This window comes from Streptomyces sp. NBC_00887 (assembly GCF_045207585.1).
The window spans coordinates 3,566,852-3,591,438 of record NZ_CP108788.1; the positions used below are offsets into that span (position 1 = coordinate 3,566,852).

A 24,587-nucleotide genomic window follows, 5' to 3' on the forward strand; every position below is an offset into this window, starting at 1 on the left:
GTGGGCCCGCTCGGCCTCCATGCTGGTCGGCAACGCCCCCTATGGGTTCCACGGACGGACACGGGCCCGCCTGATGATCGACACCGTCGATCCGCTCCGCGTCGAGCGCGATCCGACCGGCACACAGCTGACCTTCCCCCCGCCCGGCGCGGAGCCGGGGCCTGTCCCGGTTCCGCTTGCACGAGGAGTGATCACCGGCTGCTGCCGGGCGGCACTGCCCTTTCCGGCCCGCCCCGCGGGGCGGCTGTCGGTTACTTCGCGCCCGGCAGGAACGTCCCCGGTTCGGTGGGGGTCACGCCCACCGCCTTGGTCTTCGGGTTGCGGCGCTCCCGTCCGGCCACCCAGTTGGCGAACCAGGAGAGCAGCATGCACATCCCGATGTAGATGGGCGAGATCACCATCACCACGGGGATGAACGGGAGCCCGTAGTCGAGGTTCGAGGCGATCAGCTTTCCCGCGTGGAGGAACTCCTCGTAGGTGATCAGATAGCCGAGAGAGGTGTCCTTCAGGGCCACCACCAGCTGGCTGATGATGGTGGGCAGCATGGCGCGCACGGCCTGCGGGGCCAGGACGAAGGTGGTGACCTGTGTCTTGCGCATGCCGAGGGCGTACCCCGCCTCCCGCTGGCCCCGGTCGACCGAGTTGATTCCGGTACGGAAGACCTCGGCGAGCACGGAGCCGTTGTAGAGCGTCAGTCCGGCAACCAGCGCGGGCAGCGGCTGCACCTTCAGCGCGACGAAGATGAAGAAGATCATCACCAGGACGGGCATGGCCCGGAAGAACTCGACCAGCAACGTCGAGACCCAGCGCACCGGGCGGTGCACGGACAGCCGCCCGACGGCGAGCACCGCCCCGAGGGCCAGGGAGAGCACCGCCGCGTACGCGAACGCCTTGAGGGTGTTGCCCAGCCCGCGGAGCAGCAGCTCCTGGATGCCCTTGTACGTGAAGGGCCGCCACTTCTCGCTGGTGAACTGGTCGGTGTCGAAGAGCAGGTACAGCACCCAGCCGACCAGCGCCAGGAGCACGATCGTCGAGATGACGCCGTAGGCGAAGTGTCTCTTGCGGGTGACCGGCCCCGGAATGTCGTAGAGGGCGGTCGCGGAGACGGTGGAGTGGGTCATCGGGCGACTCCCCAGCGCTTCTCCATCACGTTGAAGAGCGCACTGATGGTCAGGGTGATGATCAGGTATCCGACGGCGATCCAGACGAAGGTCCAGATGATGCTGTAGCCGAGTTCGTTGAGGGGCTTGTACACACCGAGCAGCTCGGTGACGCTGAACGCGCCGGCGATCGCCGAGTTCTTGGCGAGGGCGATGAGCGTCGATCCGATCGGCGGGATCACCGAACGGAAGGCCTGCGGCAGCACGACGCTGCCGAGCGTCTGGCCGAAGGACATGCCGAGGCTGCGGGACGCCTCACCCTGTCCCGTGGGCACGGTGTTGATGCCGGAGCGCAGCGCCTCGCAGATGAAGGCCGAGGTGTAGCAGCCGAGGGCGAGGACTGCGAAGACCTGGAACGGCAGCACCAGCCCGAAGCGCGGCAGCCCCAGCAGGACGGCGAAGAAGAGCAGCGTCAGCGGGGTGTTGCGGAGCACCGTCACCCAGACGGTGCCGATCACCCGGAGCGAGCCGACGGGCGCGACCCGGAAGGACGCCATGAGGAAGCCGAGCACGAGCGCCAGGATCGAGGCGTAGACGGTGAGCTCGACGGTGCCGATGAAGCCCTCGCCGTAGAGGGAGAAGTTCTCTGTGAGTACATCCATGGCGGCCGGCCCCTCAGTTCGCCGGATAGTTGTCGATGGGCGGAGGTGTCGGCGCGGGCACCCCGGACAGGCCCAGCGTCGCCTCGAAGGCCTTCGTCCAGTTGCCGTTCTTCTCGTTCTCCTCGAGGGCGTCGTTGAGGGCGAAGCGGAGCGCGTTGTCGCTGCGCGGGACGCCGATGCCGTAGGGCTCCTCGGAGAAGGGCTTGCCGACGACCTTCATCTCGTCCGGGGCCTTGGCCGCGAAGCCCAGCAGGATGGCGTCGTCGGTGGTGACGACGTCGACCTGGTAGGTCAGGAGGTTGTCGACGCAGATCGAGTACGTGTCGTAGGCGACGAGGTCCGCCTTCGGGTAGTCGGCGGCGATGCGCTGGTACGGGGTGGATCCGGCGGCCGAGCAGACGGTCTTGCCCGCCAGGTCCTGCGGCCCCTTGATGTCGTTCTCGTCGGTGCGCACCAGCAGCCCCTGACCGGCCATGTAGTACGGCCCCGCGAAGCCGACGAGCTTCTTGCGCATGTCGTTGATCGTGTAGGTGCCGACGTAGTAGTCGATCTGCCCGTTCTGGAGTGCCGTCTCACGGTTGGCGGAGGCGATGGTCCGGAAGCGGATCGTGTCCGGTTCGAAGCCGAGGGACGCTGCCATCATGCGGGCGATCTCGATGTCGAAGCCGGAGAAGATGCCGGTGGCCGGATCCTTCTCGCCGAGATAGGGCTGGTCCTCCTTGGCGCCGACGACCAGGTATCCACGCTTCTTGGCCTTCGTCCAGGTCTTCGACTCGGGCAGCTCGAAATCCTTGTCGACCGTGTACCGGGGCAACGCTCCGGCCTTCGGACCCTTGACCGGCGGGCTGCCCTCCCGGCCGCAGCCGGCGACGAGCACGGCGAGCAGGAGGCAGGCCAGCGCGGCCGCGAGGTTTCTCGTACGCAACACGGTGCCCCCTGTCAGTGCTTGAGGATCTTGGACAGGAAGTCCTTGGCGCGGTCGCTCTCCGGGGCGGTGAAGAAGTCCTCCGGGGTGCGGTCCTCGATGATGCAGCCCTCGGACATGAACACCACGCGGTTGGCCGCGGACCGGGCGAACCCCATCTCGTGGGTGACGACCACCATGGTCATGCCCTCCCGGGCGAGTTGCTGCATGACCTCGAGCACTTCGTTGATCATCTCCGGGTCGAGCGCCGAGGTGGGCTCGTCGAAGAGGAGCGCCTTGGGATCCATCGCCAGCGCGCGGGCGATGGCCACGCGCTGCTGCTGGCCGCCGGAGAGCTGGGCGGGGAGCTTGTCGGCCTGCGAGGCGAGCCCGACCCGCTCCAGCAGTTCACGGGACCGCTGGTCGGCCTCGTCCTTCTTGCGCTTGCGGACCTTGATCTGGGCGAGCGAGACGTTGTCCAGCACGGTCTTGTGCGCGAACAGGTTGAACGACTGGAAGACCATGCCGACTTCGGCCCTGAGCTGAGCAAGCCCCTTCCCCTCCTCGGGAAGGGGTGTCCCGTCGATGGCGATGTAGCCGGACTCGATCGTCTCGAGTCTGTTGATGGTCCGGCAGAGCGTTGATTTGCCTGATCCGGAAGGGCCGATGACCACCACCACCTCCCCGCGGCCGACGGTGAGATTGATGCTCTGCAGAACGTGCAACTCTCCGAAATACTTGTGTACGTCCCGCAGCTCGATCAACGGATCGACGGCCATACGCTGCCCTACCCACTTATCGCTGTGTCGAGGTCAGCGCAAACTATCCAGGCCCGCAACGGACTTCTCGCCCGACACGCACCGAGAGCGCATAAGGCTGCTTATCGCGCTTTGGGTCCTGGCCCGATCTCGGCCGACTCCGCGTACATCTCGGAGAGCTCCGGGCTGCCCGTCATCGCCCAGTCCAGACCTGCCGCGACGACGTCGATCTCCCGGCCCGAGGCCAGGCGCACGACCGGCCGGCCGCCGGCCAGGATGTCCCACACCGCGCCGGGGACGGTGCGCACCAGAACGGTGCCGAGGTACAGGCCCGCGTCATTGCCCAGCCAGGGCAGCTCCTCCGGGTCGTCGCGCCACAGCGGCGGGAGCTGGTCGAGCGCGGACAACGAGGCGGGGCTGTCGTCGAGTTCGAGTCCGGCCTGCCCTGCCCGGGCACGCAGCAGCTCGCATTCTGCGAACAGTTCGGCGATGCCGTCCGGATCGGTTCGGACGGCAGCCGCGAGAGCCACCCCCTGCGTACCGCCCTGACGCTTACGCCAGTTGTCCAGGAAAGGGATGTTCATACCACTAGGATCCCACCTCAGGCCTGTTCCTCGCCGCAGGGCGCGCGACTGTTCCTGTTTCGGGACCCGGGACGGGTTGCCCCGGGCGACCTACCTAGGCTGCGGATATGACATCGCAGAACTACCTCTCCGAACTCTTCGCCCTGGACGGCCGGGTCGCCGTGGTGACCGGCGGCAGTTCCGGCATCGGCCGGGCGATCACCGGGGCTCTCGCACACGCGGGCGCGAGCGTCGTGATCGTGGCGCGCAGGGAGACGGAGTTGAAGCGGACCGTCGACGAGCTCACGGCGGACGGCTGCCGGGCCGCGTGGGTGAGCGCGGACCTGGGGACGAGCGAGGGTGTGCGTACGGCGGGCGACGCGGCGGCGGCCGCGTTCGGCGAGCCGGACATCCTTGTCAACTGCGCGGGGATCAATCTGCGGCCGCCGATGGACGAGCTCGACGAGGACGTGTGGGACACCACGATGGCGGTGAACCTCAAGGCTCCCCATCTGCTGGGCCGGCGGTACGGACCGGGCATGGCGGAACGGGGTTACGGGCGGATCATCCACATCACGTCGCAGCAGGCGCACCGGGCGTTCGTGCAGAGCGGTGCCTACGGGGTCTCCAAGGGTGCGCTGGAGTCACTGGCCCGCTCGGAGGCCGAGGCCTGGTCCCCGCACGGCGTCACGTCCAACACCCTGGTGCCCGGCTTCGTCATGACGCCGCTCAACCGGCGGCTGTCGTCCGATCCCGGAAAGGTGGCGGCACTGGCCGCCCGCACCATGGTCGGCCGTAACGGCCTGGCCGAGGACTTCGCCGGCGCCGCGGTGTTCCTGGCGAGTGCGGCCTCGTCGTACGTCACCGGGCAGTCGATCTTCGTGGACGGCGGATTCTCCGTCCACTGACCGGTACGGGAACGCGCGATGCCGCCCCCGACGGGGGCGGCATCAAGGCGTACGGGCGCCCGAGATCGGAGTCGGCGACGGAGACAAGATGCTGGGCCGCTGCACCACAGCCCGGCCGGAGCCGGACCGCCAGGATTCGAACCTGGGTCCTCTTTTTTGCAGAAAGAAGTATCCGTTGCCTGCGCACCGGGCGCTCGACGACCTCACCCTAGTTGTCGGTGCCCCCGGCCGCCGCACCTTTTTCCCCGGCGGCGGTCTCCGCGGCGATGGACGCCGTCGCCGACTCCTTGTCGACGCCCAGCCCCGTGAGCACGCCCGAGCCGCCCTCGAACTCCAGCAGGGCCAGCAGGATGTGCTCCGTCCCCACGTAGTCGTGGCCCAGTCGCAGCGCCTCCCGGAACGTCAGCTCCAGGACCTTGCGCGCTCCCGCGTCGTACGGGATGAGCTCGGGGACCTCGTCGGCCGCGGCCGGCAGGGCGAGCGCAGCTGCCTCGCGGACCGCGGCCGGTGACACGCCCTGTCCCGTGATCACCCGGGCGGCGAGGGTGTCGGGATCTCCGAGGAGCCCGAGGACCAGGTGCTCGGTGCGCACCTCGTCGTTGCGGGCCGCGTGGGCCTCGTTGTGCGCGCCCACGGCGACGTTCCGGGCCTGCTCGGTGAACCGCCCGAATCCCTGACTCGGATCCAGGTCCGCCGTCTCGTCGGGCTTCTTGGCCACGAACCTCTTCTGGGCGGCCTGCCGGGTGACGCCCATGCTCCTGCCGATGTCCGTCCACGAGGCGCCCGAGCGCCGCGCCTGGTCGACGAAGTGGCCGATGAGGTGGTCGGCGATCTCGCCGAGGTGATCCGCGGCGACAACTGCTCCGGAGAGCTGCTCCAGTGCGTCGGCGTGGGTCTTCTTGATCGCCTCGATGAGGTCGTCGAGACGGATGGGAGGGTTGGGCCCGAGCGGCTTCGTCATGGGGCAACCCTAGGTTGACAGCGAGAGGGTGTCAACCGATGGTTGACACCCGTAGTCCCTTGCCCCTGCCGCCGCCGCGGGGTTGGCTGAGTCCGAGCAACGGGCGTGAACACAACAGAGGGGCATTCGATGACCGGGGACCGCGACGGCATGGTCGTCTACTGGCGGCCCGGCTGCCCGTTCTGCATGAACCTGCGGCTGCGGCTGCGCTTCTCGGGGCTGGCCTACGACGAGGTGAACATCTGGAGGGACCCGGAGGCCGCCGCCTTCGTGCGCTCGGTCGCAGACGGCAACGAGACCGTGCCGACGGTCCGGGTGGCTGGGCACGCGATGGTGAACCCGTCCAGGCGCGAGGTGGTGCGTGCGGTCACCGAGCACGCCCCGCACCTGCTCCCCACGAAAGGCGGCTGAGTCGCCTCCCCTCAGAAAAGGCCCTCCTGGTTCACGGGAGCGACCGGGCGCCGCTCGGTGCGTGCGGGGCGCGGTGCGGGTTTCTCCACCCCGAACAACGGCGGCGTACCGCACTCGGCCGGCTCGGCCGGGATGACGACGGGGCCGGTGCCCACGTCCAGCAGGAGTGGGGCCTCGGGATCGAAGTCCGCAGGGGTCATGGCCGTCCAGTCGCGGCCCTCGCGTTCGTTCACCGGACTCCCCCGCCCGGCACTCAGAGGTCGAGGTCCACGACCACCGGGGCGTGATCGGACGCGCCCTTGCCCTTGCGCTCCTCGCGGTCGACGTAGCTGTCCTTGACCGCCGCCGTGAACGGGGCGTTGCCGTAGACGAGGTCGATGCGCATGCCCTTGTTCTTCGGGAAGCGCAGCTCGCGGTAGTCCCAGAAGGTGTACGGGCGGTCGTACTTGAGCGGGCGGGGCACCACGTCCGACAGCCCCTCCTCGCGGAGCGTGGCCAGCGCGGCGCGCTCGGCGGGGGTCACATGGGTGGCCCCCTCGAAGAGCGCCGGGTCCCAGACGTCCTCGTCCGTCGGCGCGACGTTGAAGTCACCGAGGACGGCGAACGGCAGGGTCCCGGCGGCGTCCGCGGCGACCGCCTTCTGCAGGGCCTCGAACCAGCTCAGCTTGTACGCGTAGTGATCGTGCGCGATCTCGCGGCCGTTGGGGACGTAGACCGACCAGACGCGGACCGGACCGCACGTCGCGGAGATCGCCCTCGGCTCCTGCACGCCTTCGTAGGCGGGCCCGTCGGGCAGGCCCGTCACGACGTCCTGGAGGCCCACCCGGGAGACCAGCGCCACCCCGTTCCACCGGCCCGTGGCGTTCACGGCGGACTCGTAGCCCAGTTCGCGCAGCGCTTCGGCGGGGAACTGCTCGGCCGTGCACTTGGTCTCCTGGACGCACAGCACGTCCGTGCCGGTGCTCTCCAGCCAGGCCAGCAGCCTCGGGAGCCGGGCGGTGATCGAATTGACGTTCCAGGTGGCAATGCGCATGCAGTAAACCTATCCGCTCCCACTGACAGTCGTACTGCGGTCCCCCGCTCCCGGCGGGTCAGAGCCGGGTCGTGTCGCCCGGAGTCAGCCGGCCGTGATCGGCTCCGCCCAGGCCGCCGATCTGCCTGTCGTAGATCGGGCGGGCAAGATCGGTGAGCAGGGCGTCATGGATGTCGATCGCGCGGCGCGGCTTCACCTCACGTACGTAGTCGATGACCTCCGAGATCTTGTTCCAGGGGGCCATCACCGGCAGCATCAGCGTGTCCACGGGGTGGTCCGGCACGGTCAGGGCGTCGCCCGGGTGGAAGACCGAACCGCCCACCAGGAAGCCGATGTTGGTGACCCTCGGGATGTCCGGGTGAATCACCGCGTGCAGCTCGCCGTGCACCTGTACCTCGAACCCGGCGGCGGTGAACGTGTCACCGTGGCCGACCGTGTGGACGCGCCCGGGGAACGCGGCGGACAGCTGCCCGGCCACGCTGCGCAGGGTCCACACCTGCGCGGCCGGGTTGGACTCCAGCCCTGCCCGCACCCGGGCCTCGTCGAAGTGGTCCGGGTGCTCGTGCGTCACCAGGATCGCGTCGGCGCCGACGGCGGCGTCGTCCTCGGAGAAGCCGCCGGGGTCGATGACGAGCGCCTGGCCGTGTCGCTCCAGCCGGATGCAGGAGTGCGTGTTCTTCGTGAGGGTGAGAGACGGTGCGTTCATACCCACATCCTGCTACGCGGGAGGTGTGGTTTCCTCCTGGATCACGGACTGCGCGATGGCGAACGCGGCGCCGGCTGCCGGGATGCCGCAGTAGACGGCCGTCTGCAGCAGCACCTCCTTGATCTCGACGGGGGTGAGTCCGTTGCGCAGCGCCGCCCTCACGTGCTGCGCAAGGGTCTCCAGATGGCCGGAGCCCACCACCGCGGTGAGCGTGACGCAACTGCGGGCCCTGCGGTCGAGACCTTCACGGTTCCAGATCTCGCCCCAGGCGTAGCGGGTGACGAGCTCCTCGAAGTCGTCGGTGAAGGCGTCCGACGCCGCCGTGGCAGCATCCACGTGGGCGTCGCCGAGCACCTCGCGCCGGATCTTCATCCCGCTGTCGTACCGGTCCGGCCGCCCCATGGTGGCCGCTTCGGGTGCGGCCCCGGATCCGATCTCCGCGACCGGCACCACGGGCACGAACGGAGCGGCGAGCCCCGGCGCTGCCGGTACCGGGATCGAGGCCAGGGTGTCCTGCCAGGCCGAGGAGAAGTGCATGAGGAGCAGATCCGTGACGGCACCGGGCTGCTCGACGGGGGCCAGGTGGGAGGCTCCGGGGACGAGGGCGAGCCGGGCGTCCGGGATGCCGGCGACGAGGGTGCGGGCCTCCGCGGGTCCGGTGACCTCGTCCTCGGCGCCGACCAGGACGAGGGTGGGGACGCCGATCCGGGAGAGCTCCGTACGGATGTCGAAGGCGGCCAGGGCCTCGCAGGAAGCGATGTAGCAACCGGGGTCGGTGGTGCGCACCATCTGGACGGCCCACTCGACGATGGCCGGCTGGGCGGCGGCGAAGTGGGGGGTGAACCAGCGCTCCGGGGCGGTGCGGGCGATCGGCTCCAGTCCGTTGCTGCGGACGATCACGCCACGCTGCCGGAATTCGTCGGCGGTGCCGAAGCGGGGCGAGGCGGCGACCAGCACGAGCGAGGCGACCCGGTGCGGGTGGCGCAGCGCGAGGTCGGCGCCCACGGCGCCGCCGATGGAACAGCCCGCGTATCCGAAGCGCTGGACGCCCACGCTGTCCAGCGTGGCGAGCAGACGGTCGGCGAGGTCGGTGACGGCCGCCGCGGGGTGGGCGGGGGCTCCGCCGTGCCCGGGCAGGTCGTACCGGAAGATTCTCCAGTGCTGCGAGAGCTCGGGTATCTGGCGGTCCCACATGTGCCAGGTCGTACCGAGGGAGGGACCGATGACCAGGACAGGTGCGTCGTCCGGCCCGTCGAAGCGGTACTGGAGCAGCTGACCCGCCTGCGAGGCCTGGGGCTGCGGGATCGGCCGGCCCTGAGGCTGCGGGCTCTGGGGTTGTGGGATCGGCTGGCTCTGGGGCTGCGGGACCGGCTGGCCCTGCGGCTGCGGAGCCGCCTCGAAGCTCTGCGGGCCGTGCGGCGCCCGGCTGTGCTGCGGGGCGCTGTGCGTTGCCTGCGACGGCCCGGGGTACTGCGGTGCCTGCGAGAGCCCCTGCTGCCGCGACGGCTCCGGGTGCTGCTGCCCCTGCGAGGGCCCGGGGTACTGCGGAGGCGCGGCAAGCTGAGGCGCCTGGGCCGACTGCGCCTCGGCCGGGGCCCCCGGGTACTGCTGGAGCGGCCGGAGCAGCTGCAGGGGTGCGAGCTGCTCCGCCGAGAGCGGCTGAGTGGTCTCGACGGACCGACCCGGCTCCGCGTGCCGTGGGCCCGGTGGCGTACCGAGGTGCTGCGGCGGGACGACCTCCCCGTGCGCCGGTGCCGCGCCTGCGTACTGCTGCCCGGGTATCGCCTGCGGGGTCAACTGGACCGGCTCGCCCTGCACCGGCTGTGCCGCCGTCCGCGGCCGGCCGTCCCCGTGCGGGGGCTGCGGCGCCGGTTCGTGCGCGGGGCCGGGCTGCCGGCTCCGGTCGCCCTGTTCCGGATTCACGGGGTGCGGGGGCTGCGGTTGCGCGGGGTGGGGGGCTTGGGCGGGCTGCGGGGTCGTCTCGCTCACTTCACTCACTCGCTCCAGGGTAATGAGCAGCCCGGCCGCTCCCTGTCAGGGGGTCGCCGCAGACACGACGTAGACCACCGGGGCGGCCGGATCCGTCATGTTGACGGTGATGTCCTGCGTGGGGCGGGGGTCCTTGTTCTTGTGGACGGTTCCCGCCCAGTCGACACCTGGCCCGAAGTACCAGCCGGTGATCTTGACATCGCGTTCGGCGATGGTGACCTTGCCGGTCTCCAGCGCCGCGCGTCCGGTCCCCACACCGCTCAGGAACCGGTCGAGCCCTGCCGATGTCGTACGGAACTTCACGTACATCCGGCTGGCCTTCCAGTTGTTCGTCTCGTAGTACTGGACCCCGATCGCGTTGCCGGGGATCGGCAGCTCGAAGATCCGGCGCTGCATGCCGGACGGCCAGCTCTCGCGCAGGCCCTGCGCGGCGGCCTCGGCCTCCTTGTCCTTGCCCGAGCGCCGGCTCTGCCCGGCGGAGATCACCAGGTAGCCGGCCGGGATGCCGATCAGCAGCACGATGATCGTCAGGGTGATGAGCCGTCGGCGGATCACCCTGCGCCGGTCCGGCGGAGGTGTCCCGTCACCGCCGGAATCCGAAGACCCGGGAGGAGGGGACTGGCGCGGCACGGCGCGGTGCTCGGCTGCGGTCATGGTCGGTGGTCCCTCGAAGCTACGGTGCGGAGGTGCGGAGCACGGGCGGAGTACGGCTGGCCAAAGGTGCCGCTGATCAGTCGGCGGCGCGGGTGCTCCGCGAGTTGCGGATGGTGCTCGCCGCCTGGTCGTAGAACTGCGCGTACCGCTCGTACCGCTCGACGCGCCGACGGTTGGTCCGGCGGAATCTGCGGGCGACCAGGCGTGCCAGGTCCGCGGCGCCGACCATACCCGCCTCCGGGCCGAGCTGGGCCTTCGCGATCCGGGCCTCGGGTCGGTATCCGCGGCCGGTGAGGTGGCGCTTGAAGGCGTCCCTGGCCGGGCCGATCAGGAGGTCGTCGGCCGCGCTCACACCACCGCCGATGACGAAGCAGGACGGGTCCAGCGCGGCCGCGAGGTTGGCGATGCCGACACCCAGCCACTGGCCGATGTCCTGGAGGAGCTCGACGCACATCGCGTCGCCCTCGCGGGCCAGTTCGGTGATGAGCGGCCCGGTGATGTCGGGGATGTTGCCCTTGACCCGGTCGATGATTCCGTGCGCCACCGGGGAGTCCGCCACGGCCAGTTCCCTGGCTTCGCGCACCAGGGCGTTGCCCGAGCTGTACTGCTCCCAGCAGCCGCGGTTCCCGCAGGGGCAGCGGTGCCCGCCGGGCACCACCTGCATGTGCCCGAACTCACCCGCGACGCCGTACTTGCCTCGCTTGACGTGCCCGTCCTCCAGGATCGCGCCGCCGATGCCGGTGCCGAGCGTGATCATGACCAGATGGTCCTCGCCGCGGCCGGCGCCGAAGCGCCACTCCGCCCAGGCCGCCGTGTTGGCGTCGTTGTCGACCATGACGGGGACCACGAGGCGGGAGGCGATGGCGTCCCGGAGGGGTTCGTCGCGCCAGGCCAGGTGCGGGGCGAACAGCACCTTGGAGCGGTCGGCGTCGACCCAGCCCGCCGCGCCGATGCCGACGGCGTGCACGTCGTGCCGGTCGGAGAGGTCCAGGACCAGTTCGACGATGGTGTCCTCGACGACCTTGGGGCTCTTGGACTTGTCCGGCGTCTCGGTGCGCAGGGTCTCCAGGATGTTGCCGTCCGCGTCGACGACGCCGGCCATCACCTTCGTACCCCCGATGTCGATGCCGACGGTGGGGACACGGGGCGCGGTGAGGTGCGAGCGCCGCTCCCGGGTTCCTACGGTCCGCAGGACGGTGGCGCGGGCGGAGCCGCGGTGTGCGAAGTCGCGGTACGTGCTCATCGTCCCTGCGCAGGTCGGGGGGCCGGCTGGTCGTTCTTCCGGCGGCGGACGGTGCCCGCCGTGCTCGATTCTGCCATTCCCGCGCCCCCGTGACCGGTGGACGGCCCGGGGGCGGGGAACATCAGGGACGTCTACGGGGTGTCGTCGCCGGCCGGACGGCCGCCGATGTGGCCCGGCGCGGGGGCCCGCTCGAGCTCGTGGCTGAGCTCCTCCAGCTCGCTGCCACCGGCCATCTGACGGGTCAGTTCGTCGAGCGTGACGTTGTCCCGGGTGTGGCTGCCGGACATCGCGCCGCGCTTGAGCAGGACGAAACGGTCGCCCACGAGGTAGGCGTGGTGCGGGTTGTGCGTGATGAGAACCACGCCGAGCCCGGCGTCCCGGGCGGCCGCGACGTACTTCAGCACGACACCGGACTGCTTGACCCCGAGCGCCGCGGTGGGCTCGTCCAGGACGAGGACCTTGGCGCCGAAGTACACGGCGCGGGCGATGGCCACGCACTGGCGCTCGCCGCCGGACAGGGTGCCGATCGGCTGGTCGACGTCCCGCAGGTCGATGCCCATGCGCAGCAGCTCCGCGCGGGTCGTCGTCCGCATCAGATCCACGTCGAGGCGCTTGAACGGGCCGGCCCCCTTCGTCGGCTCCGAGCCGAGGAAGAAGTTGCGCCAGACCGGCATCAACGGGACGACGGCGAGGTCCTGGTAGACGGTGGCGATGCCCCGGTCCAGGGCGTCGCGCGGGTTGGCGAGCGTGGTCTCCTCGCCGTCGATCAGGAACGTCCCGGAGTCGTGCCGGTGCAGTCCCGCGATGATCTTGATGAGGGTGGACTTGCCCGCGCCGTTGTCCCCGAGGACGCAGGAGATCTCGCCCGCGTGGACCTCCAGCGAGACGTTCTCCAGGGCCTTGATGTTGCCGTAGAACTTGCTGACGTGCTCGAGCGCGACGAGCGCCCGCCGGGCCGAGTCCCGGGGAGCCGGATCCTGGGGGGCCGTCATTTCGTCGCCTCCGCGCGCTTGCGTACCCATGCGTTGAGCAGGGTGGCCAGGAGCAGCATCGCTCCCAGGAAGAACTTGAACCAGTCGGGGTTCCACTCCGCGTACACGATGCCCTTGCTGGTCATGCCGAAGATGATCGCGCCGACCGCGGACCCGATCGCGGACCCGTAGCCGCCGGTGATCAGGCAGCCGCCGATGACGGCCGCGATGATGTACGTCAGTTCGTTGCCGACGCCCTCGCCCGACTGCACCACGTCGTAGGAGAACAGCAGGTGCTGTCCGGAGACCCAGGCGGCGAAGGCGACCCCGAGGTAGAGCCCGACCTTCGTACGGATCACCGGTACGCCGACTGCGCGCGCCGCGTCGGCCTCGCCGCCGACGGCGAAGATCCAGTTCCCGAAGCGGGTGCGGAGCAGGATCCAGGTGGCGACGGCGACGATCACCACCCACCACAGGATGGTGACCTTGAGCTCGATGTCGCCGATCGTGAGGTGGGAGGCGAAGACCTTGCGGGCCGAGTCGAAGCCCTCCATGTCGCCGATCGCCTTGGTCGACACGGTGCCGCTGATCAGCTTGGTGAAGCCGAGGTTGAGACCGGTCAGCATGAGGAACGTGCCGAGCGTGATGATGAAGCTGGGCAGTTTGGTGCGGGTCAGCATGAAGCCGTTGAACGCGCCGAAGCACAGGGTGACCAGCAGCGACACGAAGACGCCGACCCAGACGTTAGCCGTCATCTGGTAGCTGAACATCGACGAGATCAGCGCGGAGCTGGTCACCATCACACCGGCGGAGAGGTCGAACTCGCCGCCGATCATCAGGAGCGCCACCGGCGCCGCCATGATCCCGATGGTGGACGCCGCGTACAGCACCGTGCCGAAGCTGGACATCTGCAGGAAGTTGTCGGCGACGATCGCGAAGAAGAGGAAGACGGCCACGGCGCCGACGACGGAGCCGAGCTCGGGGCGGCCGAGGAGCCTGCGCAGCGGTGAGGTGCGCAGCAGCCGTTCGTCGGTCTTCTCCGGGGCCACCGGTTGCCCGGTCGCTGTCATCGGGTCCCCCGCTTCGTGTACTCGGCGAGCTCGTCGGCGTCGTCGGCGGTGATGATCTGCGGCCCGGTCAGGACGGGCAGGCCTCCGCCGAGCACATTGCGGTTGTAGCGGTAGAGCCAGAGCAGGTCGACGGCCTCGTACCCCTGGAGGTAGGGCTGCTGGTCGACGGCGAAGCCGAGCGTCTTGTTCTGCAGGCCGGTGGCGACACCGGCGTTCAGGTCGAAGGTGTCGATCTCGGCCTTGCTGCCCGCGGTCTCCTTCGCCTTGACCGCGGCCGCGGCGAACGGGGCGCCGAGGGTGACGACCGCGTCGATGCTCTTGTCGGCGTCGAGCTTCGCCTCGATGGAGGCCTGGACGTCGGGCATGTTGGTGCCGTCGACGTACAGGTTCTGCATCGTGCCGTCGAAGCTCTCCTTCGCTCCGCCGCAGCGCTGCTCGTGGCCGACGTTGCCCTGCTCGTGCAGGACGCAGAGCGCCTTCTTGCGGCCCCGCTTGTCGAGCTCGTCGCCGACTGCCTCGCCCGCGATGGCCTCGTCCTGCCCGATGTGGGTCAGGGCGCCGAAGGACTTGGACTCGGCGGAGCCGGAGTTCACCGTGATCACGGGGATGCCGGCCTCGGTGGCCTTGGCGACGACGGCCTTCATCGCGTCGGGTTTGGCAAGCGAGACGATCAGCCCGTCGACGCCCTTGTCGATCGCGGTCTGGACGAGCTGGGCCTGCTGCTGCGCCTCGTCGTTGTGCGAGTACAGGAAGTTGATGTTGTCCTTGACTGCTGCCTGCTCGGCGCCCTTCTGGACGATGTCCCAGAAGGTGTCGCCGTCGCCCGAGTGCGTGACCATGGCGAAGGTCCAGCGGGGCGTGTTCACCGCGGACCGGCCCTCTGCCGCCTCCTCGGCCGCGCGCTCCTCCGCCCGCTTGCCACCGGTGCTGCTGCATCCCAGGAGGGAGGCTCCCAGGACCGCTGCCAGCACGGCACCCATCGCACGTACCCCTGTCCGAACCCTTGCCACGACGCCGTGCCCTTCTTGTGCTGCTCGCTGTGCTGCCTGGTGGAGCCGGGGAGAGTGGACTCCCGGCCCGGCCGCCCAAGTATCCCCGAGCCGGTGCCGTCGTCGCTCGGCAGGGGCTGGGCGGCGATTCGGCGTGGCCACGGCCGGGCCCGTCATCGGGTTCCGCGAGCGGTGTACTTCTCGAGCAGCGGTACGTCGTCGGCGGTGACGATCGCGGGACCGGTGAGTACGGGCTTCCCGCCGCCGATGACGTTTCCGTTGGACCGGTTGAGCCAGAGTTCGTCGACGGCGAGGTACCCCTGGAGATAGGGCTGCTGGTCGACGGCGAAACCGATCTCCTGCGCCTTCAGCTGCCTAACGACCTCGGCGTTGAGGTCGAAGGTGTCGATCTCGGCCGTGCTCCGGGCGCCGGCCCGGGCCTTGACCGAGGCGGCGGCGAAGGGGGCGCCGAGGGTGACGATCGTGTCGATGCCCTTGTCCGCCTGCAGCTTCGCCTCGATGGAGGAGGTGGCGGCGGGCATGTCGGTGCCTTCGACGCCGAGGTTCTCCACCGAGCCGCCGAACGTCTTCTTCACGCCGGCACAGCGCTCCTCGAGGGACACGTTGCCCTGTTCGTGGATGACGCACAGGGCCTTCTTCCGGCCGCGTCCGTTGAGTTCCTCGCCGACCGCCTGGCCCGCCACCGCCTCGTCCTGCCCGATGTGGCCGAGGGCGCCGACCGCCTGGGAGTGCTGCGCGCCCGAGTTGATGGTGACGACGGGGATGCCCGCTTTCACGGCCTTGGCCACGACGTCCCGGACGGCTTCCGGTTTGGCGAGTGTGACGACGATGCCGTCGACCTTCTGGTCGATGGCGGCCTGGACGAGCTGGGCCTGTTCCTTGCCCTCCTTGTTGGCCGAGTAGAGGAAGTCGACGTTGTCCTTGGCCGCGGCCTGCTCGGCGCCCTTGCGGACGATGTCCCAGAAGGTGTCGCCCTCGCCCGAGTGCGTGACCATCGCGATCCTCATCTCCGGGGTGGAGACACCCTGGGTGCCTTTCGGGGCGCCGTCCCCGGAGCCGGCCTCCGAGTCCTTGCCGCCGGAGCCGCTGCATCCGGCGACCGCGAGGGCGCATACGGCGATCAGGACTGCTGCCGTGCGAGTCGTACGCATCGTGGGCCCGCCTTCTCTCCCGGCCGCCCGAGTGCGGCTGGGGGAGTTCTAGCCGCCTTACATGACCCCGTCAAGAGTTTGTCCGAACATTCTTACCCGAGGGTGGTGCGGGGAGAAGGGCTCAGGGCCGTACCAGCAGCTGGAATTCGAACGCGTACCGCGAGGGGCGGTAGACGTGGGAGCCGAACTCGACCGCCCTGCCTCCGTCGTCGAAGGTGGTCCGCTCCATTGTCAGCAGGGGCGCCCCTTCGGCCTCCGTGAGCCGCTCCGCCTCCTCCGCCGTCGCGGCGCGCGCCCCGACGGACTGGCGAGCGCTGTGCAGCGTGATCCCCGACAGGCGCATCATCCGGTAGAGCCCCGTCGACTCCAGCCGCTCGGTGGTGAGGTCGAGCAGGCCCGGCGGCAGATGGTTGCACAGGAGGGCCATGGGCTCGTCGTGCGCGTACCGCAGCCGTTCCACGAGATGGACGTCACTGCCCTCCTCGACACCGAGCGCCGCGGCGACCTCGGCCGTCGCCGCCTCGACGGTGTTGCGCAGGACCCGGGTCGCGGGGTGCTGACCGGCCGCCTCCAGATCGTCGTAGAGGCTGCTCAGTTCGAGCGGGCGCCTGATCCGGCTGTGGACGACCTGGGTGCCCACGCCCCTGCGGCGCACCATCAGCCCCTTGTCGACGAGCGACTGGATGGCCTGGCGGACGGTGGGCCTGGACAGGCCGAGCCGTGCGGCGAGTTCCAGCTCGTTGCCGAGGAGGCTGCCGGGTGTGAGCCGGCCCTGCTCGATCGCCGCCTCCAGCTGCTGGGCCAGCTGGTAGTAGAGCGGGACGGGGCTGGTGCGGTCCACACCCAGCCCCAGAGCGGCGGAGTCGGCGGTGGGTTTGGACACGGCACGGAGCGTACCCCGTCCCGCACCACACCACCCCTCGATTTGTCAGGACATATAGTTGACAGGGCACCCGGCGGGCGGCACGTTGGGTCCATGCGCATCGGACTCATCGGCACCGGCCGGATCGGCTCCTTCCACGCGGGCGTCCTGGCACGCCATCCCCGGGTCGGATCCCTCGTGGTGACGGATCCCGACGCGGCCCGCGCCGCACAGGTCGCGGACCGGACGGGCGCCACGACCGTCGCTTCCGCGGCCGACGTCCTCGGCGCGGGGGTGGACGCCGTGGTGATCGCCTCGGCCACCGCCGCGCACGCGGAGCTCATCGGCCGGGTGGCGCGGGCGGGTCTGCCCGCCTTCTGCGAGAAGCCGATCGCGCTGGACCTGCCGGGGACGCTGGGCGCTCTGCGCGAGGTCGACCGCGCGGGCAGTGTGCTCCAGCTCGGTTTCATGCGCCGGTTCGACCCGGGCTACGCCGCGGCACGCGCGGCCGTGCGCAGCGGCGCCCTGGGCCGGCTGCACACCGTACGGGCGACGACCGCCGACCCCGCTCCGCCGCCCGCCGCGTATCTGCCGCTCTCCGGGGGCCTGTTCAGGGACTGTCTCGTGCACGACTTCGACATCCTGCGCTGGGTGACGGGCCGTGAGGTGACGGAGGTGTACGCCACCGGGTCGGATGCCGGGCACCCGATGTTCCGGGCGGCGGGCGACGTGGACACGGCGGCCGCCCTGCTCACCCTGGACGACGGGACGCTCGCCTCCGCCACCGCGACCCGGTGCAACGGGGCGGGGTACGACGTACGGATGGAACTGGCGGGCGAGCAGGACCAGATCACGGTCGGCCTCGACGACCGTACGCCGCTCACGTCGGCCGAGCCGCAGGGTCCCGCCGCTCCGGACAAGCCGTGGCCGGGCTTCCTGGAGCGGTTCGCCCCGGCGTACGAGGCCGAGCTGGACGCGTTCGTACGCGTCGTCCGCGGTGAACTGGCGAACCCCTGCGACGGCCGGGAGGCCTTGCACGCCCTGCGCATCGCCGAGGCCTGCGAACTGTCGCGCCGCGAGCGCCGCCCGGTGGCGACGGCCGAGCTGGCCGGGACCTGACGTCAGGCTGCCGGCCCGGTCGGGAGAACCGTTCCCTGGGCCACCGCGCACAGCACTTCGGCCCCCTCTTCGTCGACGGCGTAGACCTCGCAGCGCACGACGGCCTGTCTGCGGCCGGTGTGCGCGACGGCGGCCCTGGCAATGAGGGTACGGCCGGCGGCGGGACGGACGTACTGGATGGAGAAGCCGCCCGTGAGCACGGCGGGGCCGAGCGTCGTCCCCGCCGCGAAGGTGATCGAGTTGTCGGCCGCGTAGGCCAGCACACCTCCGTGCAGGTACCCGTTCTGCTGCTTCAGGTCCTCGCGGACGTCGATCTCGAGGGTGGCGACCCCGTCCCCGAACTCCGTGATCCGCGCACCGACGAGCCCACTGAAGGGCTGGCTGTCGAGGATCTTCTGTGCCATCCGCAGAGTTGGTTCCGTCACAGCGCTTCTCCCGATTCCGTTCCTACCAGGTCACGGGCAGACTACGGACCCCCGGATCAGCATCCCCGGCAGCCGGTCCGGCTCCCCGGCGTCCGGATCCCGTACGAGGCCGGGGCACCGGTCCAGCAGGGCGCGGAGCGCGATCCGCCCCTCCATCCGGGCCAGCGGTGCGCCCATGCAGAAGTGCATGCCGTGCCCGAACGCGAGATGCCCCTGGGCGTCGCGCCGGATGTCGAAGGTGTCCGGGTCCGGGTAGCGGTCGGGGTCGCGGTCCCCCGAACCCAGGGCGACCAGGACCGCCTCCCCCGCCGGAATGACACGGGAGCCGACCGGGACCGGCTCCCTGGTGAAGCGGAGCGTCGCGTTCTCGACCGGTCCGTCGTACCGCAGCATGTCCTCGACCGCCCCGTCGATGAGCTCCGGACCGGCCCGGAGCACGGCGAGTTGATCCGGGTGGTCGAGCAACGCGCGTACCCCGTTGGAGATCAGGTTCACCGTCGTCTCGTGGCCCGCCACCAGGAGCAGAAAGGCCATGCCGACCAGTTCGTCTGACGACAGCCGGTCGCCCCCCTCGTCGCGCGCCTGGATCAGGGCGCTCAGCAGGTCGTCGCCCGGGGCGCAGCGCTTGTCCTCGATCAGCTCGTCGAGGCAGGCGCCCATGGCATGGACCGCCGCGTCCTCCTTCTCGTGCGAGACGGGCGCGACGATGGCGTTCGACATCTACCGGAAGGCGTCCCGGTCCAGGTCGGGTACGCCGATGAGTTCGCAGATCACCGTCATCGGCAGGGGGAAGGCGAGCGCGTCGACGAGGTCGGCGCTCCCCGCGGGCACCATCGCGTCGAGGAGTCCGGCGGTGATCTCCTCGACCCGCGGACGCAGCGCCTCGATCCGCCGAGGTGTGAACTCACGGGCGACGAGCCGCCGCAGCCTGGTGTGATGGGGTGCGTCCATCTCCAGCATGTTGGCGTTGATCGGATTGCCCGCCGCCGACCAGCGCTCCGTCCCCCGCCAGTCCTTGCTGAACCGCTGGTCCGCGAGGGCCGCGCGGGCCTCCTGGTAACCGACGATCAGCCAGATGCGGTCGACGGTGTCGGTACGGACGGCGTGCACCGGTCCCTCGGCGCGCAACTTCGCGTAGTGCGGATACGGATTCGCCCTGAAGTCCGGCACCTCGCGCAGATCGATCACCGACATCGGCCCGCCCCCTGTTGCCGGTCTGATCCGTTCAGCGTAGGCCGCCGTCGGGCGGTCCGTCCTCGTCCAGCAGGCCCGCGTCGTGGACCAGCAGCGCGATCTGGACACGGTTGTTGAGCCCGAGTCGGGCGAGGATCCGGGAGACGTGCGTCTTCACCGTGGCCACGCTCAGGTAGAGGGCGGCGGCGATCTCCGCGTTGGAACTGCCGCGTCCGACCGCCACCGCCACGTCCCGTTCGCGGTCCGCGAGCTCGGCCAACCGTTGCCGAGCGCGGTCCGCACGGGCCGGCCGGTCGTCCGCCGTGCCGCCCGCCGCGTGGGCCATGAGGCGGCGGGTGACGGCGGGTGAGAGGACGGGTTCGCCGGCTGCGACCCGTCGGACCGCCTCGACGATCTGGGCGGGAGGGGTGTCCTTCAGGACAAATCCTGCCGCCCCCGCGCGGATGGCCCGCAGCACCTGCTCGTCGGCGTGGAAGGTGGTGAGGACGACGACCTCGGGGGCCTCGGGCCTGAGCCGCAGCGCCTCGGTCGCGGCCAGCCCGTCCATGACCGGCATCCGGATGTCCATCAGCACCACATCGGGGCGCAACCGGTCGACCAGGCCGTCGACCTCGGTGCCGTCGGCGCCCTCCCCCACGATGTCGATGCCGTCGGCTCCGCCGAGCATCAGGGTGAGCCCGGCCCGGACGAGCGGGTCGTCGTCGACGATGAGCAGCCGGACCGGTGGCGGTGCGGGCGTGGGGGTGTTCATGCGGGCCACGGTAGCCAGGCCCGGACAACGAATCCGCCGTCGGCCCCGGATCCGTGCTCCAGGCGGCCACCTGCCAGGGTGGCGCGCTCGGTGAGGCCGATGAGTCCCTGGCCCGATCCGGGGACCCTCTCGAAGGGTTCGGTGGGAGCGGGGTTGCGGACCTCGATCGTGAGCCCGTCGCCCGGGCCGCCGGTCACGGTCACGGTGACCGGGGCGCCGGGTGCGTGTTTGCGGGCGTTGGTGAGGGCTTCCTGTGCGATGCGGTAGACGGTGCGTCCGGTGGCCGCGGGCGCCCGGGCCGGGTCGGCGACGCGGTTGTCCAGGGTGACCTTCGCCCCGGCCGACACCGACTCCTCGACCAGCGCGTCCAGGGTGACGAGCGTGGGCTGCGGCCGGTTGCCCTCGTCGCCCTCCCCAGGGCCGCGCAGGACGCCGATGATCTCGCGGAGGTCCTGGAGCGCCTCGTGGGCGCTGTCCCGGATGACTCCGGCGGCCCTGCCGACCTCGGCGGGGGGCGCGTCGGGCCGGAATTCGAGGGCGCCCGCGTGGACGCTGAGCAGGGTCAGGCGGTGGGCGAGGACGTCGTGCATCTCGCGGGCGATGGCCTCACGGGCAAGCCGCTGGGCCTGTTCGGCCCGGAGCGCCGCCTCGGCCTCCGCCCGGCGCGCCCGTTCGCGCAGGGTGACCACGAGCTGGCGCCGTGACCGTACGACCATGCCCCAGCTGACCACCAGCAGGACCAGCAGCACCCCGATGATCGTGGAGGCGATGAAGGAGGTGGCCGGGTCCGGCCGCAGGAGGGGCTGCAGGGGGGCCACGGCGAGAGCGCCCGCGCCGACGATCGCCACCGGCTTGAACGGCCGGTGCACGGCCAGGCTGAACAGGGCGATGAGCAGCGCTCCGACCGCGACGGGTTCCAGGATGCCGACGACGGTGAGCGACACCGCGAGCCCGACGGGCCAACGGCGCCGGAGCCAGAGGGCACAGCAGGCCGCGGCCCCGACCAGGGAGTCGAGGAAGACGACCCCGTCCGGGGTGGTGTGGTCCGCGTCGATCGCGGCGAGGGCGAGCATTCCGATGAACGCGGCGCACAGGAAGGCGGTGATGTCGTCGATCCAGTCCCGTGCGGTACGGCGCGACCGGCCCCGGTCGCCGCCGGACAGCTCGTGGTCGGCGAGGGCCGAGGGCAGCAGCCAGCGGTACTCCGTGCGCGTCATATCGACAAAGCTACGCAGGCCGGACCCGCCGCAGACCTGTTGCGGCCCGGGCAGAGACCAAAGTCGCACGATCCCAGACTTTCGTCGGGCCCCGCACGACCGGTGGCCGATGCCGGGGCTGGGCCGTGCGCGACAGGCTAGGATCATGAAGAAATTCGTGGAGACGGCCGGGTTCATCGTGTTCGTCCAGGGAGCCGCCGGACTGCTCCACGAGTGGACGGGGTGGTTCCGGCTGTGGACCGTGGTGGCGCGACTGGACTTCCTCGAGGACTACGGGCTCTTCGTCAGCATCGTGCTGGTGGTGACCGGCGGGGCGATCATGATCGCGGCGGACGGCATCAGGTCGTAGCCGACGGCCTGTCCACGCTGCGGCGCCCCCAGGCGGTTCCCCCCAGGACGAGCACCGCTCCCAGCCCCCCGAGGATCCCCAGCCGTTCGCCCCCGAGGGAGATGCCCACCACTGCCGCCCAGAGCGGTTCCGTACCGAGCAGCAGGCTGACCCGGGACGGCGAGGTGCGGCGTACGGACCACGCCTGCACGAAGAACGCGAAGAGCGTGCAGAAGACGGAGAGGAAGACCAGCCCGGCCCACTCGGCGGCGCCGAAGTCCGCCGCCACCGTCCAGGGGGCGGGGCCCGTCCCGGGGACCGCGGCCAGCACGGCGAAGACGGCGACCGCGCTGCCGAGCTGCACGGTGGTCAGCGACAGTGAGTCCGCCTCCTGGACCGCTTTGATGCGGGCCATGGCCAGGACGTGGACGGTACGGGCGAGAGCGGCGAGCAGCATCAGGAAGTCGCCCGCCGAGGGGCTGGTGAATCCGCCGCCCTGGGTCAGGAGCACCACACCGGCGACGGAGAGGCCGGCTGCGGCGAGAAAGGCCCTGGGCGGCCGGATCCGGGTGACCGCGGCCTCGGCGAGCGGCGTGAAGATCATGGTGAGGCTGATGATGAGCCCGGCGTTGGTGGCCGAGGTGTGCACGACGCCGTACGTCTCCAGCAGGAAGATCCCGCTGAGTGCCAGCCCCAGCAGCCCGGCACCCCGCCACTGCTGCGCACTCAGCGCCCGCAGCTTGCGCCGGCCGGCCACGGCGAGGACCGGCAGCACGATCGCGAAGCGGAGCACGAGTACGGCGATCACGGTGTGCGTGGTGGTGATGCCCTTGGCGGCGAGGTAGCTGGCGCCCCAGACGAAGGCGACGAGCAGCACGGGCAGATCGGTGGCCCACGCGCGGCGGGGCGGGGCGAAGGCGGGCAGGGCGACGGAGGACATGTCGGCTTCTCCTGGTTCTCCACAGCGGGAAACGATGTGGAGACTTCGCCGGCTCACACGCGGAGCGATCACCGTATCGAACGGCCGCCCCCTCGAGAACCCCTGTCCACGGGGTGAGTCGGCCACCTGTTCGCAGGGGTCGTCAGCAGCAGAAGCGGTCCTACGGTGGTGCCGGCTCCTCCTAGGATGTCGGTCCTGGGACGCTCGGACACACGGAGTTGGCACATGGGTGGAGCGCGGCTGGACGGACGGGTCGAGCGGGGGAACCAGACCAGGCAGCTGGTGCTGGGGCGCGCGGTCCACGTCGCCTCGAGCGAGGGACTGGAGGGCCTGTCGCTCGGCCGGCTGGCCACGGAACTGAAGCTGAGCAAAAGCGGTGTGTTCGCCCTCTTCGGCTCCAAGGAGGAACTGCAGCTCGCCACCGTGCGCGCCGCCGTGACCGTCTTCGTCGAGCACGTGCTGACTCCCACCAGGGCGGCACCGCCCGGACTGGGGCGCGTCTGGCGCATGTGCGAGAGCTGGCTGTCCTATTCGCAGCGCCGGGTGTTCAGCGGCGGTTGCTTCTTCTACGCGACCATTGCCGAGTTCGACTCGAGGGAAGGCAAGGTCCACGACGCGCTGGCCTCCACCCAGACGGGCTGGGTCACCTTCGTGGAGGAGACCATCGAGGAGGCCAGGGTGCGGGGTGAACTCGCGGCCGGCACGGACGTCTCGCAACTGGCCTTCGAGCTCATCGCGTTCATGGAACTGGCCAACGCCGAATCCGTACTGCACAACAACAACCCCGGCTACACCAAGGCGGCCCGGGCCATCCTGGGACGGCTGCAAGTGGCCGCCACCGACCCGTCCCTGCTGCCGACGGCTCCGTGAACGAATGTAGGTGCACGACCGTTCGTTTAGTTATACGGTCGGCGTGAGGCCGGGCACAGGTCCGGCCCGTCCACCTCGACGGAGGGGTCCCGCCATGCCGTCCGGCATCTTGAAGACGTCCTGGAGCTACGGTCCGGCTGCGCACGGCACCGGCCCCCGCGCGGCCCTCGTCGTCAGCGTCACCGAATTCGTCACCCACCGCGCGTGGGGCACTCCTGCCGTCGCCGCCGAGGGCATGCGGCTGCGGCGCAGCTGGCCGCTGACGCCCGGGGCGGTCGCCGTCCGGCTCTGGATGGACAAAGGCTTCCGACTGAACCGCTCGGGGTCGGTCACGGTCTGGACCGACGAGGCATCCCTGATGAAGTTCGTCGCCCGGCCGGACCACATGCGCGTCGTCAGGGCGTTCCGGGGGCGGGGCGTGATGCGGTCGGCCCTCCGCGAGACCGTGGCTGCCGCACCCTCAGGACCGGCCGCCGGTCCTGACCTGACCCCGGTCTGGGCCTACGCGGAACGCATACTGACCGGCGCCGAACCCTGGAGCCGAGAGGACGTCGTGGGCCTCGACCCTGGGCCGTGAAAGCGGTGACCTGCGGGCCGGTGGGTACGGATCGCGATGCCGCTCACGGTGGTCCGGGCACCGGTCAGCTCGAAGGGCGTCGGCTGCCCGCCGTCCGCCCCTTGAGCCCGGCGCGTGCCCCGGGCTCGGCGTCCGTTTCCCGCCGGTACGCGTACCCCCGAAGGGCTTTCCTTGTTCTTGCCGCCGCCGAACGGGCGCGGCAGCCCCGGC

General features: G+C 70.6%; 27 protein-coding genes and 1 pseudogene. 6 read left to right on the forward strand and 22 right to left on the reverse strand.

Going from position 1 to position 24,587, the window contains the following annotated elements; genetic code table 11:
- Positions 1 to 251 precede the first annotated feature (251 nt).
- The 5 genes from OG844_RS16240 to OG844_RS16260 all read right to left on the reverse strand — a co-directional run bounded on the left by OG844_RS16240 (position 252) and on the right by OG844_RS16260 (position 4,008).
- Positions 252 to 1,121, reverse strand: coding sequence for an amino acid ABC transporter permease (locus tag OG844_RS16240; protein WP_406390950.1), 870 nt, complete (start codon positions 1,119 to 1,121; stop codon positions 252 to 254).
- Positions 1,118 to 1,762, reverse strand: coding sequence for an amino acid ABC transporter permease (locus OG844_RS16245; RefSeq protein WP_406390951.1), 645 nt, complete (start codon positions 1,760 to 1,762; stop codon positions 1,118 to 1,120). The genes OG844_RS16240 and OG844_RS16245 overlap by 4 nt, the downstream gene beginning before the upstream one ends.
- Before the next feature lie 13 nt (positions 1,763 to 1,775).
- Entirely contained in the window at positions 1,776 to 2,690 is a 915-nt protein-coding gene (locus OG844_RS16250) for a glutamate ABC transporter substrate-binding protein (protein ID WP_406390952.1), read from the reverse strand.
- Between the two features lie 11 nt (positions 2,691 to 2,701).
- Positions 2,702 to 3,445, reverse strand: a complete 744-nt coding sequence (locus OG844_RS16255) for an amino acid ABC transporter ATP-binding protein (protein ID WP_356421038.1) — start codon at positions 3,443 to 3,445, stop codon at positions 2,702 to 2,704.
- Positions 3,446 to 3,546: 101 nt separating this feature from the next.
- Positions 3,547 to 4,008 (reverse strand): DUF6278 family protein, encoded by a 462-nt coding sequence (locus OG844_RS16260; RefSeq protein WP_406390954.1) that lies wholly within the window; start codon positions 4,006 to 4,008, stop codon positions 3,547 to 3,549.
- A 107-nt stretch (positions 4,009 to 4,115) separates the two neighbouring features.
- On the opposite strand from OG844_RS16260, the gene OG844_RS16265 reads away from it, so the two are divergent.
- On the forward strand, positions 4,116 to 4,895 hold the full coding sequence (locus OG844_RS16265; RefSeq protein WP_406390956.1) for an SDR family NAD(P)-dependent oxidoreductase: 780 nt from the start codon (positions 4,116 to 4,118) through the stop codon (positions 4,893 to 4,895).
- A gap of 208 nt (positions 4,896 to 5,103) precedes the next feature.
- Here OG844_RS16265 and OG844_RS16270 read toward each other — a convergent pair whose 3' ends face one another.
- A complete protein-coding gene (locus tag OG844_RS16270) occupies positions 5,104 to 5,856 on the reverse strand; it encodes a Clp protease N-terminal domain-containing protein (protein ID WP_406390958.1) in 753 nt (250 codons plus the stop codon).
- 129 nt (positions 5,857 to 5,985) lie between these two features.
- Between OG844_RS16270 and OG844_RS16275 the strand changes: the two genes are divergently transcribed.
- Complete coding sequence (locus OG844_RS16275) at positions 5,986 to 6,267, forward strand: mycoredoxin (protein WP_406390960.1); 282 nt, start codon at positions 5,986 to 5,988, stop codon at positions 6,265 to 6,267.
- An 11-nt stretch (positions 6,268 to 6,278) separates the two neighbouring features.
- On the opposite strand, the gene OG844_RS16280 is transcribed toward OG844_RS16275, so the two are convergent.
- From OG844_RS16280 to OG844_RS16330, 11 genes are all read right to left on the reverse strand, one after another.
- A complete protein-coding gene (locus tag OG844_RS16280; protein WP_406390961.1) occupies positions 6,279 to 6,500 on the reverse strand; it encodes a hypothetical protein in 222 nt (73 codons plus the stop codon).
- 20 nt (positions 6,501 to 6,520) lie between these two features.
- Positions 6,521 to 7,300, reverse strand: a complete 780-nt coding sequence (locus OG844_RS16285) for an exodeoxyribonuclease III (RefSeq protein ID WP_406390962.1) — start codon at positions 7,298 to 7,300, stop codon at positions 6,521 to 6,523.
- Positions 7,301 to 7,358: 58 nt separating this feature from the next.
- Positions 7,359 to 8,006, reverse strand: a complete 648-nt coding sequence (locus tag OG844_RS16290; protein WP_406390963.1) for an MBL fold metallo-hydrolase — start codon at positions 8,004 to 8,006, stop codon at positions 7,359 to 7,361.
- A gap of 12 nt (positions 8,007 to 8,018) precedes the next feature.
- Positions 8,019 to 10,004 carry an alpha/beta fold hydrolase gene (locus OG844_RS16295; RefSeq protein WP_406390964.1) on the reverse strand — a complete coding sequence of 662 codons (1,986 nt, stop codon included), beginning with the start codon at positions 10,002 to 10,004 and terminating at the stop codon, positions 8,019 to 8,021.
- Between the two features lie 36 nt (positions 10,005 to 10,040).
- Positions 10,041 to 10,649 carry a hypothetical protein gene (locus OG844_RS16300; RefSeq protein WP_406390965.1) on the reverse strand — a complete coding sequence of 203 codons (609 nt, stop codon included), beginning with the start codon at positions 10,647 to 10,649 and terminating at the stop codon, positions 10,041 to 10,043.
- A 76-nt stretch (positions 10,650 to 10,725) separates the two neighbouring features.
- Positions 10,726 to 11,892: an ROK family glucokinase gene (locus OG844_RS16305; RefSeq protein ID WP_406390967.1), complete on the reverse strand. Its 1,167-nt coding sequence runs from the start codon at positions 11,890 to 11,892 to the stop codon at positions 10,726 to 10,728.
- Between the two features lie 131 nt (positions 11,893 to 12,023).
- The gene (locus tag OG844_RS16310; RefSeq protein ID WP_406390969.1) at positions 12,024 to 12,884 is read right to left on the reverse strand and encodes an ATP-binding cassette domain-containing protein; all 861 of its coding nucleotides are present in this window, start codon (positions 12,882 to 12,884) and stop codon (positions 12,024 to 12,026) included.
- Positions 12,881 to 13,933 (reverse strand): ABC transporter permease, encoded by a 1,053-nt coding sequence (locus OG844_RS16315; RefSeq protein WP_383804136.1) that lies wholly within the window; start codon positions 13,931 to 13,933, stop codon positions 12,881 to 12,883. The genes OG844_RS16310 and OG844_RS16315 overlap by 4 nt, the downstream gene beginning before the upstream one ends.
- On the reverse strand, positions 13,930 to 14,913 hold the full coding sequence (locus OG844_RS16320; protein ID WP_406390971.1) for a sugar ABC transporter substrate-binding protein: 984 nt from the start codon (positions 14,911 to 14,913) through the stop codon (positions 13,930 to 13,932). The genes OG844_RS16315 and OG844_RS16320 overlap by 4 nt, the downstream gene beginning before the upstream one ends.
- A 182-nt stretch (positions 14,914 to 15,095) precedes the next feature.
- Positions 15,096 to 16,094 carry a sugar ABC transporter substrate-binding protein gene (locus OG844_RS16325; protein ID WP_406390972.1) on the reverse strand — a complete coding sequence of 333 codons (999 nt, stop codon included), beginning with the start codon at positions 16,092 to 16,094 and terminating at the stop codon, positions 15,096 to 15,098.
- Between the two features lie 121 nt (positions 16,095 to 16,215).
- Positions 16,216 to 16,935: a GntR family transcriptional regulator gene (locus tag OG844_RS16330; protein ID WP_406396158.1), complete on the reverse strand. Its 720-nt coding sequence runs from the start codon at positions 16,933 to 16,935 to the stop codon at positions 16,216 to 16,218.
- A 135-nt stretch (positions 16,936 to 17,070) separates the two neighbouring features.
- Between OG844_RS16330 and OG844_RS16335 the strand changes: the two genes are divergently transcribed.
- On the forward strand, positions 17,071 to 18,075 hold the full coding sequence (locus OG844_RS16335; protein ID WP_406390974.1) for a Gfo/Idh/MocA family oxidoreductase: 1,005 nt from the start codon (positions 17,071 to 17,073) through the stop codon (positions 18,073 to 18,075).
- A 2-nt stretch (positions 18,076 to 18,077) separates the two neighbouring features.
- Here OG844_RS16335 and OG844_RS16340 read toward each other — a convergent pair whose 3' ends face one another.
- The 4 genes and pseudogenes from OG844_RS16340 to OG844_RS16355 form a co-directional block, all read right to left on the reverse strand.
- On the reverse strand, positions 18,078 to 18,479 hold the full coding sequence (locus OG844_RS16340) for a PaaI family thioesterase (RefSeq protein ID WP_406396160.1): 402 nt from the start codon (positions 18,477 to 18,479) through the stop codon (positions 18,078 to 18,080).
- Positions 18,480 to 18,522: 43 nt separating this feature from the next.
- A pseudogene (locus OG844_RS16345) lies at positions 18,523 to 19,694 on the reverse strand (cytochrome P450 family protein).
- Between the two features lie 31 nt (positions 19,695 to 19,725).
- A complete protein-coding gene (locus OG844_RS16350; RefSeq protein ID WP_406390975.1) occupies positions 19,726 to 20,445 on the reverse strand; it encodes a response regulator in 720 nt (239 codons plus the stop codon).
- On the reverse strand, positions 20,442 to 21,662 hold the full coding sequence (locus OG844_RS16355) for a sensor histidine kinase (RefSeq protein ID WP_406390977.1): 1,221 nt from the start codon (positions 21,660 to 21,662) through the stop codon (positions 20,442 to 20,444). Before OG844_RS16355 ends, OG844_RS16350 begins: the two co-directional genes overlap by 4 nt.
- A 145-nt stretch (positions 21,663 to 21,807) precedes the next feature.
- Here OG844_RS16355 and OG844_RS16360 point away from each other — a divergent pair, with 145 nt between their 5' ends.
- A complete protein-coding gene (locus tag OG844_RS16360; protein WP_406390979.1) occupies positions 21,808 to 22,011 on the forward strand; it encodes a hypothetical protein in 204 nt (67 codons plus the stop codon).
- On the opposite strand, the gene OG844_RS16365 is transcribed toward OG844_RS16360, so the two are convergent.
- The gene (locus OG844_RS16365) at positions 22,001 to 22,930 is read right to left on the reverse strand and encodes a DMT family transporter (protein ID WP_406390981.1); all 930 of its coding nucleotides are present in this window, start codon (positions 22,928 to 22,930) and stop codon (positions 22,001 to 22,003) included. The genes OG844_RS16360 and OG844_RS16365 overlap by 11 nt on opposite strands.
- Before the next feature lie 225 nt (positions 22,931 to 23,155).
- Here OG844_RS16365 and OG844_RS16370 point away from each other — a divergent pair, with 225 nt between their 5' ends.
- Positions 23,156 to 23,800, forward strand: a complete 645-nt coding sequence (locus tag OG844_RS16370; RefSeq protein ID WP_406390983.1) for a TetR/AcrR family transcriptional regulator — start codon at positions 23,156 to 23,158, stop codon at positions 23,798 to 23,800.
- 94 nt (positions 23,801 to 23,894) lie between these two features.
- A complete protein-coding gene (locus OG844_RS16375) occupies positions 23,895 to 24,377 on the forward strand; it encodes a hypothetical protein (RefSeq protein WP_406390985.1) in 483 nt (160 codons plus the stop codon).
- Positions 24,378 to 24,587: the final 210 nt, after the last annotated feature.

What these genes read in the sequence shown, in the direction of transcription:
- OG844_RS16310 (WP_406390969.1), bottom strand. Translation starts at nt 12,884, where the DNA reads ATGACGGCCCCCCAGGATCCGGCTCCCCGGGACTCGGCCCGGCGGGCG.
- OG844_RS16275 (WP_406390960.1), top strand. Translation starts at nt 5,986, where the DNA reads ATGACCGGGGACCGCGACGGCATGGTCGTCTACTGGCGGCCCGGCTGC.
- OG844_RS16305 (WP_406390967.1), bottom strand. Translation starts at nt 11,892, where the DNA reads ATGAGCACGTACCGCGACTTCGCACACCGCGGCTCCGCCCGCGCCACC.
- OG844_RS16300 (WP_406390965.1), bottom strand. Translation starts at nt 10,649, where the DNA reads ATGACCGCAGCCGAGCACCGCGCCGTGCCGCGCCAGTCCCCTCCTCCC.
- OG844_RS16270 (WP_406390958.1), bottom strand. Translation starts at nt 5,856, where the DNA reads ATGACGAAGCCGCTCGGGCCCAACCCTCCCATCCGTCTCGACGACCTC.
- OG844_RS16245 (WP_406390951.1), bottom strand. Translation starts at nt 1,762, where the DNA reads ATGGATGTACTCACAGAGAACTTCTCCCTCTACGGCGAGGGCTTCATC.
- OG844_RS16355 (WP_406390977.1), bottom strand. Translation starts at nt 21,662, where the DNA reads ATGACGCGCACGGAGTACCGCTGGCTGCTGCCCTCGGCCCTCGCCGAC.
- OG844_RS16335 (WP_406390974.1), top strand. Translation starts at nt 17,071, where the DNA reads ATGCGCATCGGACTCATCGGCACCGGCCGGATCGGCTCCTTCCACGCG.
- OG844_RS16375 (WP_406390985.1), top strand. Translation starts at nt 23,895, where the DNA reads ATGCCGTCCGGCATCTTGAAGACGTCCTGGAGCTACGGTCCGGCTGCG.
- OG844_RS16365 (WP_406390981.1), bottom strand. Translation starts at nt 22,930, where the DNA reads ATGTCCTCCGTCGCCCTGCCCGCCTTCGCCCCGCCCCGCCGCGCGTGG.
- OG844_RS16290 (WP_406390963.1), bottom strand. Translation starts at nt 8,006, where the DNA reads ATGAACGCACCGTCTCTCACCCTCACGAAGAACACGCACTCCTGCATC.
- OG844_RS16285 (WP_406390962.1), bottom strand. Translation starts at nt 7,300, where the DNA reads ATGCGCATTGCCACCTGGAACGTCAATTCGATCACCGCCCGGCTCCCG.
- OG844_RS16265 (WP_406390956.1), top strand. Translation starts at nt 4,116, where the DNA reads ATGACATCGCAGAACTACCTCTCCGAACTCTTCGCCCTGGACGGCCGG.
- OG844_RS16370 (WP_406390983.1), top strand. Translation starts at nt 23,156, where the DNA reads ATGGGTGGAGCGCGGCTGGACGGACGGGTCGAGCGGGGGAACCAGACC.
- OG844_RS16340 (WP_406396160.1), bottom strand. Translation starts at nt 18,479, where the DNA reads ATGGCACAGAAGATCCTCGACAGCCAGCCCTTCAGTGGGCTCGTCGGT.
- OG844_RS16240 (WP_406390950.1), bottom strand. Translation starts at nt 1,121, where the DNA reads ATGACCCACTCCACCGTCTCCGCGACCGCCCTCTACGACATTCCGGGG.
- OG844_RS16315 (WP_383804136.1), bottom strand. Translation starts at nt 13,933, where the DNA reads ATGACAGCGACCGGGCAACCGGTGGCCCCGGAGAAGACCGACGAACGG.
- OG844_RS16320 (WP_406390971.1), bottom strand. Translation starts at nt 14,913, where the DNA reads ATGGGTGCCGTGCTGGCAGCGGTCCTGGGAGCCTCCCTCCTGGGATGC.
- OG844_RS16255 (WP_356421038.1), bottom strand. Translation starts at nt 3,445, where the DNA reads ATGGCCGTCGATCCGTTGATCGAGCTGCGGGACGTACACAAGTATTTC.
- OG844_RS16350 (WP_406390975.1), bottom strand. Translation starts at nt 20,445, where the DNA reads ATGAACACCCCCACGCCCGCACCGCCACCGGTCCGGCTGCTCATCGTC.
- OG844_RS16360 (WP_406390979.1), top strand. Translation starts at nt 21,808, where the DNA reads ATGAAGAAATTCGTGGAGACGGCCGGGTTCATCGTGTTCGTCCAGGGA.
- OG844_RS16260 (WP_406390954.1), bottom strand. Translation starts at nt 4,008, where the DNA reads ATGAACATCCCTTTCCTGGACAACTGGCGTAAGCGTCAGGGCGGTACG.
- OG844_RS16325 (WP_406390972.1), bottom strand. Translation starts at nt 16,094, where the DNA reads ATGCGTACGACTCGCACGGCAGCAGTCCTGATCGCCGTATGCGCCCTC.